At 35.9% G+C, this 14648-nt stretch carries 15 protein-coding genes; 12 read left to right on the top strand and 3 right to left on the bottom strand.

Features of this window, described 5'->3' with window-relative positions; translation table 11 throughout:
• The first annotated feature begins 7 nt into the window (after nucleotides 1–7).
• From POF52_RS27360 to POF52_RS27320, 9 genes are all read left to right on the top strand, one after another.
• A complete protein-coding gene (locus tag POF52_RS27360; RefSeq protein WP_016764236.1) occupies nucleotides 8–148 on the top strand; it encodes a hypothetical protein in 141 nt (46 codons plus the stop codon).
• 211 nt (nucleotides 149–359) lie between these two features.
• Nucleotides 360–1796 (top strand): FAD-binding oxidoreductase, encoded by a 1437-nt coding sequence (locus POF52_RS27355; protein ID WP_176584903.1) that lies wholly within the window; start codon nucleotides 360–362, stop codon nucleotides 1794–1796.
• Nucleotides 1793–2356, top strand: coding sequence for an MFS transporter (locus tag POF52_RS27350; protein ID WP_013083286.1), 564 nt, complete (start codon nucleotides 1793–1795; stop codon nucleotides 2354–2356). The genes POF52_RS27355 and POF52_RS27350 overlap by 4 nt, the downstream gene beginning before the upstream one ends.
• A 101-nt stretch (nucleotides 2357–2457) precedes the next feature.
• Nucleotides 2458–2649 carry a hypothetical protein gene (locus POF52_RS27345; RefSeq protein ID WP_025751820.1) on the top strand — a complete coding sequence of 64 codons (192 nt, stop codon included), beginning with the start codon at nucleotides 2458–2460 and terminating at the stop codon, nucleotides 2647–2649.
• Nucleotides 2650–2767: 118 nt separating this feature from the next.
• Nucleotides 2768–2959, top strand: coding sequence for a hypothetical protein (locus POF52_RS27340; RefSeq protein ID WP_271996778.1), 192 nt, complete (start codon nucleotides 2768–2770; stop codon nucleotides 2957–2959).
• A gap of 398 nt (nucleotides 2960–3357) precedes the next feature.
• On the top strand, nucleotides 3358–3702 hold the full coding sequence (locus POF52_RS27335; protein WP_013057171.1) for a DUF2294 domain-containing protein: 345 nt from the start codon (nucleotides 3358–3360) through the stop codon (nucleotides 3700–3702).
• Nucleotides 3703–3890: 188 nt separating this feature from the next.
• On the top strand, nucleotides 3891–4685 hold the full coding sequence (locus POF52_RS27330; protein ID WP_074897341.1) for a formate/nitrite transporter family protein: 795 nt from the start codon (nucleotides 3891–3893) through the stop codon (nucleotides 4683–4685).
• 736 nt (nucleotides 4686–5421) lie between these two features.
• Nucleotides 5422–7383 carry a TetM/TetW/TetO/TetS family tetracycline resistance ribosomal protection protein gene (locus POF52_RS27325; RefSeq protein WP_271996773.1) on the top strand — a complete coding sequence of 654 codons (1962 nt, stop codon included), beginning with the start codon at nucleotides 5422–5424 and terminating at the stop codon, nucleotides 7381–7383.
• 130 nt (nucleotides 7384–7513) lie between these two features.
• Complete coding sequence (locus POF52_RS27320) at nucleotides 7514–7825, top strand: hypothetical protein (RefSeq protein ID WP_271996771.1); 312 nt, start codon at nucleotides 7514–7516, stop codon at nucleotides 7823–7825.
• Between the two features lie 69 nt (nucleotides 7826–7894).
• On the opposite strand, the gene POF52_RS27315 is transcribed toward POF52_RS27320, so the two are convergent.
• Complete coding sequence (locus POF52_RS27315) at nucleotides 7895–8416, bottom strand: hypothetical protein (protein ID WP_271996769.1); 522 nt, start codon at nucleotides 8414–8416, stop codon at nucleotides 7895–7897.
• Nucleotides 8417–8640: 224 nt separating this feature from the next.
• Here POF52_RS27315 and POF52_RS27310 point away from each other — a divergent pair, with 224 nt between their 5' ends.
• From POF52_RS27310 to POF52_RS27300, 3 genes are all read left to right on the top strand, one after another.
• The gene (locus tag POF52_RS27310) at nucleotides 8641–10044 is read left to right on the top strand and encodes a glutamate decarboxylase (RefSeq protein WP_271996766.1); all 1404 of its coding nucleotides are present in this window, start codon (nucleotides 8641–8643) and stop codon (nucleotides 10042–10044) included.
• A gap of 215 nt (nucleotides 10045–10259) precedes the next feature.
• Nucleotides 10260–11246 (top strand): hypothetical protein, encoded by a 987-nt coding sequence (locus POF52_RS27305; RefSeq protein ID WP_271996763.1) that lies wholly within the window; start codon nucleotides 10260–10262, stop codon nucleotides 11244–11246.
• Between the two features lie 467 nt (nucleotides 11247–11713).
• Nucleotides 11714–12880 carry an Ig-like domain-containing protein gene (locus tag POF52_RS27300; RefSeq protein WP_271996760.1) on the top strand — a complete coding sequence of 389 codons (1167 nt, stop codon included), beginning with the start codon at nucleotides 11714–11716 and terminating at the stop codon, nucleotides 12878–12880.
• Between the two features lie 316 nt (nucleotides 12881–13196).
• Here the strand turns inward: POF52_RS27300 and POF52_RS27295 are convergent, their stop codons facing one another.
• Together POF52_RS27295 and POF52_RS27290 are read right to left on the bottom strand one after the other, a co-directional pair.
• Nucleotides 13197–14132 (bottom strand): exonuclease domain-containing protein, encoded by a 936-nt coding sequence (locus POF52_RS27295; RefSeq protein ID WP_271996758.1) that lies wholly within the window; start codon nucleotides 14130–14132, stop codon nucleotides 13197–13199.
• A 115-nt stretch (nucleotides 14133–14247) separates the two neighbouring features.
• Nucleotides 14248–14370, bottom strand: coding sequence for a hypothetical protein (locus tag POF52_RS27290; RefSeq protein ID WP_255323414.1), 123 nt, complete (start codon nucleotides 14368–14370; stop codon nucleotides 14248–14250).
• Nucleotides 14371–14648 lie beyond the last annotated feature (278 nt).

The raw sequence follows: 14648 nt of genomic DNA, 5'->3' as shown, positions 1-14648 counted from the left end.
TGACAGTATGATGGAGCAAACAAAAATGACCTTTGAGCCAGCTTCAATTAACGATGATATGCATGCGAAGCTTAAACAGCTAGAAGAGCAGTTTCAACAAACATTAGGAAAAAGAGTAGCTTTAGTTGCATACGAAGCTGAAAAATAAAGAAACAAAAAAGAAAAGACACTAGGTCTTTTCTTTTTTTGTTTCAATAAGGTTAACATCCATTAAATTACAGGTTTTTTTCATATACTTTCTTTAATATACTTTCTCAAAACGAATTATAATATAGTGTAAAATTACACTTTTATAGTGTTGTTTCACTTTTAATATGGTATAATTTAACAGAAATAAAGAAAGGAGCTTACAGTTTGTGATGAAGAAAAACGTGTTGTTAGGAACTTTTTTATCTTTTTATCTAGTAGGTTCATATGCCTCCTATCATATTTATAAACAGCAGCAAAGCCGTCCTGTAACGAAAGATGTTGCTCGGCTTCTTCCTACAAAAGTCAAAGAAATAAAGCATGGAACAACTGAAAAACAGCTGAAAGATTGGGTGAAAACCGCTTCACAGCATCATGAAAAAATAGCGATTTCAGGCATGCAGCACAGTCAAGGAGGGCAGACGTACTATCCGAATGCTATTTTACTTGATATGAAGCAGTACAATAAAATTGTAGATTACAAGCCACGTCAAAAAGAAATTACGGTTCAAAGTGGGACAACGTGGAATGATATTCAGCAATATATACATAAAGACGGTCTTGCTCTTCAGGTTATGCAATCACAAAATATTTTTACCGTTGGAGGTTCTATTAGCGTGAACGTACACGGCAGAGATATTCGATACGGTTCTTTAATGGATACGGTAAAATCTATGCGTCTCCTGCAGGCCGACGGGTCTATTATCGAAATTAGCCGGACAAAACACCCTGAGCTGTTTTCTTTAGTAAACGGAGGCTACGGGTTATTTGGGGTCATTTTAGATGTGACGCTTCGTTTGACGGACGATGAATGGTATGAAGATGAAATTATCCGCTTAGATTATAGGCAGTATACAGCGTATTTTAAAAACCACGTACAGCATAACTCTGACGTTCGTATGCATATAGCGCGTATTTCTGTTTCTCCTAATCAATTGCTAACAGATATGTACGTCACAAACTATCGCTTATCTTCTCAAAATACCTCTACTGCAAACGAACCGCTCAAGACAGAAAAAATAGTGGCGCTTCCTAAATTTATGCTAGGGCTGTCTCGTTACAGTGACTGGGGAAAAGATATGCTGTGGGAAACACAAAAGGCTTATTTCTTAAGGCAAAATGGCCGGCTTGAAACAAGAAATAATGTTATGCGTTCTGAAAGTGATTTTATGGAATACGAAAGTGTTAGCCGGACGGAAGTTTTACAGGAATACTTTGTTCCGGTTGATGAATTTGCTTCTTACATCAATGATTTACGCGAAGTGTTAGCAACAGAGAAATTAAATTTACTGAACATTACTGTTCGCTATGTAGAAAAAGACAATAAAGCCGTCATGTCTTATGCAAAAGACGACATGTTTGCTCTCGTTTTACTTATTAACCAGAAAAAAGACCATCAAGGCATGGATGATACACAAAGAGTTGTCAGAAAAATGGTGGATGTAACGCTGCAGCACCAGGGAAGCTATTACTTGCCTTACTACGGCTACCCAAGCAAAAAGCAATTAGAAGAGGCTTACCCTCATACAACCGCCTTTTTTAATTTAAAAAGAAAATATGATCCAAAGGAAACGTTCGTTAATTTATTTTATAAGGAGTATGGAAAATGACGTACAAACAACTCTTACACTCACAAAGCTTGATGATTACTGCAAGCAGTATTGTTTTTCCTTTTTACCTTTTACTGCTTCGAAATCTTGGCGATAGTTATTCACAATTTGGCTTAGCTTACGGAATTTTCGCTTTAACCGCAGCTTTGAGTCACCCTTTAATCGGTTCATGGAGTGACAGAGTAGGAGAAAAGCGCTTGCTCATTTTATATACGTTTGGGATGGCGGTTGTTATGCTTGTGATTCCCGTTCTATCAACTATTACGCAGGTGTATATCATTCAAGTTATAATGGGGCTACTTGGAGCTCTTCAAAAAACAGCAGAAAAAATAGCGTTATCTAGGCAGACAGATCGTGCTCATACGGGAAAACAAGTAGGACACTATCATTTATGGACCTCTATATGGGCAGCTTTAGCCGTGATTGCAACAGGGTATATCATTGATTTCCTTACAATCGGCAGCCTTTTTTACATCACTTCGTTTATGTATGTAGCGGCAGGGGTATTAATATGGCAAAAACCAAAAACAGTCGAGCTTGAACGCCACCATTCGCTGTAAAAGCATATATGGACAGGTCACTTGAATTTTTTAGTTCGTATTATAAGATACTATAAAAAATTTATGTTCTCCCGATATAAGTACTGAAAGGAGAAACGTTTATGCAAGGTATAAGTATATCAGGGCAAGATGCATGGTCTTCTATTATAGTATCGTTCGCTATTTTCATCATTATATGGGGTCTGATTCCAGGCTTAACTATAAAGTATGTATGTAAAAGTCAAACACTAGGTATAGCAAGTTTTTTTGTTGGTATTGCCTATGGGGTTAAAGCAGGTCATTTCCTTATTTAAATACGATTTGGTGTAAGTGAGGAAGCTTGGACTGCTATTAGCTAAGTGGGAATCCCTTTTGTTTCCTGTTATTTTTTTAGAGCAGTTCTCCATAATAACAGTTAAAGAGGTGAATCCGATGACAGATAACAATGTTGGGTTTGGAGTTAGCGGAGGCGAAGAGACGAGAAAAAAATCTACTGTTTCTAGTGAAACTCCTATATCTAATGATGTACAACAAAATCAGAAACAAGATAACTACGAAAAGCTTAGCCACCAACTAAATTCATTATCTGATGATGAATTTAGAGCAGATCGTGATGAAGATTAAGGGTTTCCTATCAAAAAAGAATATTTAAATTAAATAAAGTATTATGAAAGTAAACTAATTGGATTCCATGACTTTAACGTGATAGCATTAATTACTGGTACAAACATACCACTTGACTACTTTGACATGCTATTTTGTCAAAGTTCTTAGTTATTTCTTTGATAACTGAGAATCCATTTGTAACCTTTAAGTAGAGATATAAAGGTAATCCTTCACTTTAATAAGTGAAGGATTTTTTTTATCATTTCGTAATGGTTTTGCGATTGTTTGGATTAACGGTGATAAAACAGATACATTGTATACAATGTAAACGTCGTCATGTATAATGTAACTTATTCTTAGTTGAAAACTTGAATGAGCAGGGGAGACATACTCGAGATAAGCGGAGGCATACACCAGTGTCTAAGAAAATACATGATTTTAATGATATTATCCGAAAGCTGCGCAAAAAACTTTTTGGAAAAGGTCCAGAACGAATTCATACTGTATTTGTTCAAAATATGGCTATTTCAACTTTGTACGGCAACTTAACGCCAGCTGAACAATTTATCGCGAGAACAACCGAAGGTAAAGAGACGGTACATATGGCAAGAACGAAGCTTATTCAAAACCTTTATGCTTCATCTCCTCCAGAGGGGCTTGAAGACTTGTTAGGAGCTAAGCTGGAGTACTTATTTTCTGATATCAAAGTAGAAGAAGATATCGCTGTTTCTGTGTTTGTGTTTGAAACCAATATTCAGTAGAACAACGTAAAATACATAATTTAATTAAATGAAAGAGAAGTAGGATCTGCTTGTTTTTTATTTGATTTTATTATAGATAATGATGACTGATATACTGTAAAGAAAGTGCAGGATTATTAGGCAGCATTCAAAAACCTTGTGTAAAAGGTGTTTTTGAGTGCTGCCTTTTTTAGTTAAGGAGGAGTTTTATGGCATTTCACAAGCCGGATAAAATGTTAAACATCGCTTTAGAAGCGGGGGTTTCAAAAACGAAGCTATCCATTTCTTCCATTCTCATGCTTGGGTTTTTAGGAGGCGCATTTATTGCGCTTGGTTTTTTACTAGATGTGCGCGTCATTGGTAATTTACCAGCTGAATGGGGAAGTTTATCGAATCTTTTAGGAGGGGCGGTCTTTCCTGTAGGTCTTATGCTGGTCGTACTTGGGGGAGCGGAGCTTATTACAGGGAATATGATGTCTGTTTCCATTGCCCTGTATGCAAGAAAAATTTCACTTCGTCACTTGCTTCATAACTGGTTTTGGGTCACGCTTGCTAACTTTTTAGGTGCCGCATTTATTGCATATTTCTTTGGACATATTGTAGGTTTAACAGAAACAGGGCCTTTTTTAGATAAAACGGTAGCAATTGCTCAAGCTAAAATTGATGAATCGTTTTTTAAAACGCTTATATCTGCTGTGGGCTGCAACTGGCTTGTATGTTTAGCTATTTGGCTTTCATACGGCGCTGACGATGTTACGGGGAAAATTCTTGGTATTTGGTTTCCGATTATGGCATTTGTTGCGATTGGCTTTCAGCACGTTGTAGCCAATATGTTTATTATTCCCGCCGCTATTTTTGCAGGTCACTTTACATGGATTGATTTTATTGCAAATATTGTCCCTACCTTTATTGGAAATATGATAGGAGGAGCTGTATTTGTAGGCCTTATTTATTTTTCTTCTTATCAACGGAAACAAAAAGAACAATTAAAAAAAGCTTCTTAAGCGGTTTTATCAGTTGTCATAAAAAAGCAGTCTCTTAGTAAAGAGGCTGCTTTTTTGATAATGAAAGGTGAAAAAAGGTACTTTTAACAATTTATGTATGATAACATATAAAACAATTAAGGTTCGGTAAAGGGTCAAGTTCGTTTTTTATTTTCATAATAATATTATGGTTAACTAGATGGTAAGGAATACATGTATAAGGGAGAGAAATAAATATTGAATATTGGTATAGGATTGATTCTAATATCTGTCGCACTACTATTTCTTATATCAGGAATGTTTTTACGCAAAAAGAGAAAAAAGGTATGTAGCAGCAGTTTGTTAATCGCAGGAACATTGATTTTATCGGCAGGTCTATTATTACTTACTGGTTTATATGATCCGTATGCAAATCATATTTAATAACTTACTAACGGAGAGTGAAGAAATTGAAGTTCATGTTTGCTGTTTTATTGATTATATTTGGCAGCATTTTAGTTGGGTTGACCAGTAACAGTCTAGGCGCGACAGGTAATAACATCATGCATTTAGCTGGAATTGGGTGCCTTATAGCAGCTATTTTTATAGTAAAAGACAAAAAAGATACTAAACGCCGTACAAAAAGGGAATGCGATGTTTAATCACGCATTCTTTTTTGATGTGAGCAGTTTTAGACCTTTGTCGTCCACTTTTTCTTACAATTATTATAAAATAGAAAGTAACAGCGATACATACAGCAGTAAGGTGGTATTCAACAATGAAACAATCTAACAAAACGATCGGTATTGCAGCGCATGTCGATGCAGGAAAGACAACGTTTTCCGAACAGCTTCTTTATCATACCAAAAGTATTAAACAACGAGGAAGAGTCGACCACAAAGATTCCTTTCTTGATACCCATACGATTGAAAAAGAACGAGGAATTACGGTATTTGCCGATCAAGGAACTTTTTCATATAACGGTTCTACTTACTATTTAATTGATACGCCAGGCCACGTCGATTTTTCACCTGAAATGGAACGTTCTATTCAAGTGATGGACTATGCGATTGTTATCTTAAGTGCAGTAGAAGGAGTCGAAGGCCATACAGAAACCGTTTGGCAGCTGCTTCAAAAACATCGTGTGCCCGTATTCTTTTTCATCAATAAAATCGATCGTGTAGGAGCAGATCCTGAACGTGTTGTAAACGATATTAAACATAACTTAACCCCCGATGTTTTTGACATAACGTCAGAGCTTATAGATGGCTCGTTAAGTGAGGAACTTATTGAATTTATAGCTGAAAAAGATGAAGAGCTTCTCGATGCATTTATGGAAGGCAAGAATGATCAAGCTTATTGGAAAGCAGCTATGCAAAAGCATATTCAAACCAATCAGCTTTTCCCGTGTGCTTGTGGCTCAGCTTTACAAGATATCGGCATTGAAAGTTTTTTAGAGAAGCTCGATTTGCTAACAGAAACTCGCTACTCGAAGGAAGAAGCATTTTCAGGTCGTGTATATAAAATTCGGCACGATGAAAACGGCATGCGCATCACGTTTATTAAAGCTCTAAGCGGGACAATGCAGGTGCGTGATGAAGTGGCTTATGAAAAAAACGGAGAGCTATACGAAGAAAAAATCACTCAAATTCGTGCTTATAACGGAAGTACATTTAAAAACGTAAATGAAGGTTCAGCTGGCAAACTTTTTGCAGTTACAGGGTTGTCTTCAGCAGCGATTGGAGACGGTCTTGGAACGTTAAAAGAAAGCCAACCTTACGAACTTTTGCCTACGTTAAAATCAAAAGTTGTTTTTGAACCTTCTGTTCATCCAAAAGAAGGAATTAAACTTTTTCAATTATTAGATGCTGAAGACCCTTCTTTACATGTGACGTGGGAAAAAAGGACTCAAGAGCTTCATATTCATGTGATGGGAGCCATTCAGCTAGAAATCCTCGAAAAACTGATAAAAGAACGTTTTAATATAAAAGTACAGTTTGAAGAACCAGAAATTTTGTACAAAGAATCCATTCAAAATACAGTGATGGGCTACGGGCATTTTGAACCGTTGAAACACTATGCAGAAGTTCATTTGAAAATAGAAGCAGCGGAACGAAACAGCGGAATTACTTTTGAAAATGCTTGTCACGCCGACGATTTATCCGTTGGGTATCAAAATCTAGTCCGTCAGCATATATTTGAAAAGCCGCATCATGGTTTGTTAACGGGTTCACCTGTTACTGATATAAAAGTGACATTATGTACTGGACGAGCTCACAACAAGCATACAAGCGGAGGAGATTTTAGAGAAGCAACGTACCGTGCACTGCGACAAGGGTTAGAAAAAGCAGAAAATATTGTGCTAGAACCGTATTATGATTTCAAAATTAAAGTGGATATTGATCAAATGGGGAGGGTATTAGCGGATGTTCAAAGTGCAAACGGTCGCTTTGATTCTCCTGAAACAACCGAAAACAAAGCGATTATTACAGGCAAAGTTCCTATTGCTACTTTTATGACCTACGGTTCGACGTTAGCATCTTTTACGCATGGAAAAGGAGCGATGTCTCTATTATTCGGAGGATATGAACGCTGTCATAATGAAGCAGAAGTGATTGAACAAATCCGCTACAATAAAGAGGCGGATCCCGAATACAGTTCATCGTCCGTCTTTTGCGCAAAAGGACAGGGCTATACGGTTCCTTGGAAAGAAGCAGAAGAAAAAATGCACTGTTTATAAAAAGCACTGTAGCGATTGCTACAGTGCTTTTTCGTAATAGGTTTTCATTAGTTATTTTCTTCATATCTTTACAATAAAAACCGCATTATAGTATATTTTACTTATATTTCTAAAAAGAGGTGACAGAAACGTGGATGCTACTCTTAAAACAACTAAAAGCGGAGTAATAGGAGGGATTCTCGGAGGAATTTCACTTTTATATGTCATTATTAATACTTTATTGATCCTTAACTTTTTTACAGGACTTATTGCGGCTGAAAAGCTTCAAGGACTGCCTATTATCGCACCTATCTTTTTAGTTCCGCTCATGATTGTTCCTGCAATTATTGGTTTTTTTATAAAAAAAGACAAGCTCTGTCTATGGGCGATTATTTTAAATATCATCTTGTTTCTTGTACCAATTGGCTACCATGTTATCGGTACATTAGTATTTGGCCCTTAATTAAAAAAACGAACAAACTTCAATATAAAGTTTGTTCGTTTTTTTATATCATGTAACCTTCTATAAACACTATTGAGCCGGAGCAGTAGCTGTACTGCTGTTTTCGTCTTTCACCATCATCCTTACGCCTTGTACAACCGCAATTCCTTCCCACTTATCAAGATCAGGTTCGAGAAATTCTAAAGCAAACGTGTGGGGACGTAATGACAGAAAAGAAGAGAGTGTGCGGACTTGAATAATAGGAACGCCGGAACGCAAAACGTCAAATTTGCGATCTGTTATATTCCCCGTAATTTCATATGTATCGCCATCGTTTCTGATATAAAGATACTTCTTTTTTAAAAAAGTAAATTTTCGCTGAATCATGCCAACTTCATTTCCGTGGTGATCAGAAATAATCAGCTTCGGCATAAGGGCAAACATTTTAGATTTACCTGTAAATATAATTTCTTCGTCCTTTAAAATCTCAAATTTATTAGCAATAGATAACTTATATGCGACATTTCCAATGACGTCTTGTGATTCATTATAAATAGGAGATTCACCTAACTCGAAAAACTTGTCTTGCAAGATAATCCCTTGTTTCTCCATTTAAAAACCTCCTTTAGAATATATTACCATATTTTTCACCCTTTGAGTTGTGCCAAGCAGATTTTTATGAGTATCACTAAATAAAGATCACCCTTATGTGCTGCGGATAATGGAAAGAATGAAAATAGTCTTCAAAGCTCATAATGTGTAAAGGAGACCTGCTTGTTATAACACCAGGTGAACATAAAGCAGTTTGTTAGATATACATAAGGAGATGATACTTTATGCCTCAATGGCATCCGCATCGTGAACAAAAAAATTTACCTGATGAATTTCCTGTTAATCCACTTTTTTCTCGACAAGGAGAAGTGACGATTCCAAGGCTGCGTATCAGTGATCAAGGTATGCTTCCAGAAACAGCTTATCAAATCATTCATGATGAAATTGCTTTAGACGGAAATGCCCGTTTAAATTTAGCTACGTTTGTTACTACTTGGATGGAACCTGATGCAAAGCGTTTGTACGGAGAGTCTTTTGATAAAAATATGATTGATAAAGATGAGTATCCGCAGACAGCGGCTATTGAAGAGAGATGCGTACGTATTTTAGCGGACCTTTGGAATTCACCTAATCCTGATACAACGATGGGCGTTTCTACTACAGGTTCATCTGAAGCGTGTATGCTTGGCGGACTAGCGTTAAAAAGACGCTGGCAAAAAATGCGTAAAAGTAAAGGGTTATCAACAGACCGGCCGAACATTGTATTTAGTTCATCCGTTCAAGTGGTGTGGGAGAAGTTCGCAAACTATTGGGACGTAGAGCCTCGTTATGTGAACATTAATGCAGATCATCCTTATTTAGATCCAGAAGGCGTCATTAATGCAGTTGACGAAAATACAATTGGTGTCGTACCGATTCTTGGAGTGACGTATACAGGAGTTTACGAACCAATTGCTGCTATCGCAAAAGCATTAGATGAGCTACAGGAAAAAACAGGGTTGGATATTCCTATTCATGTAGATGCCGCTTCTGGAGGTTTTATCGCTCCATTTCTTCAACCAGACCTTATCTGGGATTTCCGCTTGCCGCGAGTAAAGTCCATTAACGTGTCAGGACACAAGTATGGTTTAGTTTATCCTGGATTGGGATGGGTGATTTGGAGAGAAAAAGAAGACTTGCCTGAAGATCTTATTTTCCGCGTTTCTTATTTAGGAGGCAACATGCCAACTTTTGCGCTCAACTTCTCTAGACCAGGAGCACAAGTTCTTTTACAGTACTACAATTTCTTACGTTTAGGTAAAGACGGCTATTTTGCCGTGCAAAAAACCTCCCAAGAAAACGCGCTGTTTCTGAGCAAAGAAATTGGAGAAATGGAAGCATTCGAAATTCTTGCTGATGGTTCAGATATCCCGGTTCTTGCTTGGAAACTAAAAGAAGGATACACGCCAAACTGGACGCTTTATGACTTGTCTAGACAATTGCGCACGTATGGATGGCAAGTGCCTGCTTATCCGCTGCCTGCAGACATGGAAGAAATAACAATCATGCGTATTGTCGTTAGAAATGGATTTTCAAGAGACCTTGCTCATTTATTTATGGTTAATTTCAAACAAGCCGTTGAATTTCTTAACTCGTTGGATAGACCTGTTCTTAAAGACACGAAATACGACAATGGATTTCATCATTAACATCTGTTACGAAAACACAAAGCCGTGTTCTGAAAAAAGTATATGGCTTTGTGTTTTTTTATGCATAAAAAGATAATTTTTTCAAAAAAATCCATAAACAACACAAGAAAATATTCTTATATTTTCTTAATTTTGGTATAATAACCCCTAAGGTTTTATAGTTCTTTAGAATTATGTAAAACCTAAAAAAAGATAAAAAAAGGGGATAATAGTCTATGAAAATGTTGAAAGTTGCTTTTGGTATTCCATTATTAGCTATATTGCTAGCAGCCTGTAGCGATGAGTCCAGTGAAACGGTATCGCAAAAAGAAGAGCCTACAGAGAAATCAACAGCGGTTCATACTAAAGAAAATGGCAATAAAACGGCTGTAAAAGAATCATCGCCGAATACATTACAAACAAAAGCATCCACAATTAAAAAAGCTGTTAATTCTAAAGAAGCTGATCGTGATTACTTATTAAACGTAATGAATGGTTATCAGTACATCCAATTAGGTGACAATAAATATATTTACTATGGCATTAATCAAGAGCAAAATGTTTTTTGTATGATGGAAGTTAATTTTGACGCGAGTGGTGATTATGTAGAAAACATCAATTTTGTTGATAATGCTTCAGAAGAACAAATTGCTTTGCTTCAAAACCAAATACAAGAACAACAAAAGCAATTATCAGACCTGGAACAGCAGCAAATGGAAAAGGAATTAGATGACTACTATGCGCAGCTAGAAGAAGACCGACAAAAAGAAGAAGAGGCGCAGGCCAAGGCTGATGCAGAAGCTGAAGCTCAGGCAGAAGCAGATCGCAAAGCGGAAGAAGAACGTTTAGCAGAAGAGGAGAAGAAACAGCAGGAGGAAGAGGAAGCTCAGGCTGATTCAGAAGATGAGGTCCAAACGGAATCGGAATCAGAACCCGAGCAAGAAGAAGATACAGAAGCAATTGAGGAAGAGGAACCAGCCGAACAAACAGTTTCCCAAGAGCAAGCTATCCAGCTAGTTCGTGATCAGCAAGGCATATCTGAAGATTCACCTCTCCTTGTAGCATATGATCACGTTGACGATTCTGGAAACTATATTATCCATGTTTATGAAAATGTTGTGGATAATGAAGAAACAGGAGAGGAGCATACAGCTACACAAGGTTGGTATCAAGTAAGTCCTAGTGATGGGTCCATTACTGATGTTACGGTAGATGGTTACTAATAAAATAAGCTGTTTATTAAACATAAAAAGAGTGATACAAAACCTCAAAAGTAGCTATTATATATACTTTTGGGATTTTAATTCCTGCTGACTATAAATTGTAATGAAATGAATTTTTCAAAAATTAAAACGTAGTAACTAACGTATAGAAAAGTTTTTTCTCTATCTTTCAAAAGAACAAAAAATGTTAGATACTGACACTCTTAAATACAATCGATATATAATTTATCTATGCTTCATTTTATAGTTCATTTCACTTTCGTAAAGAGAAAGTACATTATAAAACTAAACATCTTTTCCTCCACAGATATAAAAATAGTAAAAGATTTAGAGGAAGACAGCCTCATTAAAAATGGCTGTCTTTTTTTGTCGGAATTTGAATATAGAATTATATGGTTATGTTAAAAATTAAGTAGTATCATAGTCGTAGTTATAAAGTAACCACATATGGTTAAGGGAGAGATTAAATGAAGAAAAAGGGTATCATCTCATTATTATCTGTAGGTTTACTAGCTTCCTCATTATCAGTAAGCACAACTCAAGCAGCTGAAAATAACTATGAGTCTTCAAAGAAAACAATTGAAAGCCGATTGAAATCTGATAAGCCGTTAAATCATAATGTTATTAATCCCTATGCGCTAAGAGAAATTAAAGAACAAACTTTAATTACATTAGAAACACCTAAAGGTTTTTCTACGAAAAAATTTAATGCACCAAGTGCAAGTATTAAGGGCAGTAGTGGTCAGCCAATGTATGAAAGTGAGCCTAATGATGATTTCAAAATAGCAGATACACTACTAAACGAGAGAGTAACATTTGGACAATTCGACGATACTCTTGATATAGATTTTTATAAGGTGAACGTATCTGGAAAAGGGACTTTACTAGTAGCGGGTGGAACAGATACTACTTCCAATATCGATTTACTATTTTTAGCAACTGAATATGAATATCAAGATCATGGTTATTTAGAATACTTAGGTTCTGAATATGATGATGGAGTGGAAGTGCAAGGATATAAAGTTAATAAAGCGGGCGCGTATTACATACCTGTTTTAGATCTAAACGGAAATGATTATGATGCTATATATGGAATCTCTACTCAATTTGAAGCTGACAAAGATACTGTTGCGCCAAATAAACCTACTGTTAATAAAGTAGACAATAACGATAAAGTTATAACTGGTAAAGCGGAAGCAGTTTCAACTGTAACTGTTAATGTAGGTAAAAAACGAATTGGGTATGCAAAGGCAAGTTCAAAGGGATCATTCTCTGTTAGTATTCCAGTTCAAAAAGCAGGCACTACGCTGAATGTAACTGCTAAAGATAGTGCGGGAAATGTAAGTAAACTTACCTATATAACAGTTGTAAAAGCTGACGTTACTCCACCAAACAAGCCAGCAGTTAATAAAGTAGATGATAATGATAAGGTTGTGACAGGAAAAGCAGAAGCTAACTCTACCGTAACTGTTAATATAGGGAAGAATAGAATTGGGTATGCAAAAGCAAATTCAAAGGGATCATTCTCTGTTAGTATCCCTATACAGAAAAAAGGAACTAAATTAAACGTAACTGCTAAAGATGCTTCGAATAATGTAAGTAAAGTTACATATGTAACTGTTGTGAAACATTAAAATTGATAAACTGTTTAGATTATCTGCAATGCATTAAGTGGAAAAAAAATCCAATAATAATCACAAAAGCTAAAATCAGACTGTTAGGATAGCAGGATAGCTAGTATTATAAGCAGACCAATTGCGTCTGCTTTTTTATTTAGATAAAATACATAACTCCGTAGTAAGTACACTTATTTAGACCTAATTAAGGCCTAAAACTTTATTATTAATAATGGAAGATTACAAGGATAATTACGTTCTTGAGAGTTTAAGGAATGAACAGGAACAAGGGGATAAGGAAAGAGCTAAATTATGTACCAAAGAGAACGGATTTTCATCCTCTCTTTAAAGAAAGCTGGTTTAAAGGGTGTAGAGTGCTCTCATCTAAAATGATAATTTTCGATGAATATTCGAGATGTTCATTATAACAAAGCAACAAATTATGATAAAAATCCAGTAAAAGACCGACATGAAAACTATTTTCCTCTGAAAACATACCAGAGCGATTGATAAGAATATTTTCGTATTTTTTAACGATTCTTTGAGTTCTCTTTATAATTTTTACCGCATCTTTCATTTTATACATTTCATTTAACTCTTCCGCAAATATGTGGAGGTCTTTTTGTATGGTAGTTCTAAGCGCTGCATTCATTTCTTTAATGTTCTGCGGTACTTCTTCCAGAATAAATTGCTTTATCATAATGAAATCAGACTGCACTGGTTCGTTCAAAAAGCTTAGGTATATACGAAGAGTGTTATACGCATCATACATCGGATTGTGCTTTTTACCCTCAAACTGCAAATTATATAAAGCTAAACCATTTTCTACTGATACGTTATTTTTAGAAACACGCTTTGTAAAAATTGCTTGAAAATCAACATAACGCTGTTCTATTTTCTTTATAGTAGCAAGAGAGATTTCGTGCTTTACCGCATCTATTTTTAAACGAGATAAATCGCTGGTAGACCAAGAGAAAAAACGGGATTTTTTAATTCCACCAATCCAGGTTAAAAAGTCTTCAAAAACATTTTTAAAATTACTTGCACCGACTAAATCAGTATCTTTAATGCCGGTTAACTCTGTGCAAAAACGGCTTAAGGACACCCGTTTTGTAGGTTGAATATAACGCTCAAAAAACTCAATGTCTTCTGTCTCGATATTGTACTTCACCGCGCCGAGCCGAATTGCTTCCATATCTTCAAACGGCATTCCTTTGTTTGAACACAGCATTTCAAAATCAAAAAAGATAAATTGTTTTACATCTGCCATATTCTATGCTCCTCTCTCTAACAGGTTATTATAAGGGAATAGCGGCGAAAGAGGAAGAACCAATAAATTCCAAATGTTGAGAATAACAATGAATTATTTCAAAAATTTCAAAATGCTAGGGGCGCTTATCAGCTTCTAGGTAGCGGAAAAGTTTTTGAAGCTCTTCGAGGGACATATAAACAGGAAGCTTTTTGTCTGATTTTGGCGCTTGGATGTCAGCAGTGAAGTCTGACTTCATATAATTTTCTTCTAAACGATATTGACTAAGTAGCTTGATATACGGCGTTGTAACGTTCTAGGCTTAACTCGATGATTAATTACTTAATTCTGCACAAAACGACGTACACTTAAAAAGGTCATCCAAATCAAGTGAGTGATTATTTTCTTATAGGGAGTCTTGATAAAGCCATAAAGCAAACGAGTAACCAAGACAACGCAATAGGTGATATGTATTCCAAAGATCTAAGAGCAAGGGAGACCTCAATGATTTTATTTCTTTTTCTAGTTTACATAATA

The organism is Priestia sp. AB (assembly GCF_028369225.1).
Lineage (GTDB): Bacteria > Bacillota > Bacilli > Bacillales > Bacillaceae_H > Priestia > Priestia megaterium.
Note: the sequence above shows the minus strand (reverse complement) of the source record. Positions and strands in the feature narration are given on the sequence as shown.

Bases quoted from the DNA above. Each gene is read 5' to 3' on its own strand.
- POF52_RS27360 (WP_016764236.1), top strand. From the start codon at position 8: ATGATGGAGCAAACAAAAATGACCTTTGAGCCAGCTTCAATTAACGAT.
- POF52_RS27355 (WP_176584903.1), top strand. From the start codon at position 360: ATGAAGAAAAACGTGTTGTTAGGAACTTTTTTATCTTTTTATCTAGTA.
- POF52_RS27350 (WP_013083286.1), top strand. From the start codon at position 1,793: ATGACGTACAAACAACTCTTACACTCACAAAGCTTGATGATTACTGCA.
- POF52_RS27345 (WP_025751820.1), top strand. From the start codon at position 2,458: ATGCAAGGTATAAGTATATCAGGGCAAGATGCATGGTCTTCTATTATA.
- POF52_RS27340 (WP_271996778.1), top strand. From the start codon at position 2,768: ATGACAGATAACAATGTTGGGTTTGGAGTTAGCGGAGGCGAAGAGACG.
- POF52_RS27330 (WP_074897341.1), top strand. From the start codon at position 3,891: ATGGCATTTCACAAGCCGGATAAAATGTTAAACATCGCTTTAGAAGCG.
- POF52_RS27325 (WP_271996773.1), top strand. From the start codon at position 5,422: ATGAAACAATCTAACAAAACGATCGGTATTGCAGCGCATGTCGATGCA.
- POF52_RS27315 (WP_271996769.1), bottom strand. From the start codon at position 8,416: ATGGAGAAACAAGGGATTATCTTGCAAGACAAGTTTTTCGAGTTAGGT.
- POF52_RS27310 (WP_271996766.1), top strand. From the start codon at position 8,641: ATGCCTCAATGGCATCCGCATCGTGAACAAAAAAATTTACCTGATGAA.
- POF52_RS27305 (WP_271996763.1), top strand. From the start codon at position 10,260: ATGAAAATGTTGAAAGTTGCTTTTGGTATTCCATTATTAGCTATATTG.
- POF52_RS27300 (WP_271996760.1), top strand. From the start codon at position 11,714: ATGAAGAAAAAGGGTATCATCTCATTATTATCTGTAGGTTTACTAGCT.
- POF52_RS27295 (WP_271996758.1), bottom strand. From the start codon at position 14,132: ATGGCAGATGTAAAACAATTTATCTTTTTTGATTTTGAAATGCTGTGT.
- POF52_RS27290 (WP_255323414.1), bottom strand. From the start codon at position 14,370: ATGAAGTCAGACTTCACTGCTGACATCCAAGCGCCAAAATCAGACAAA.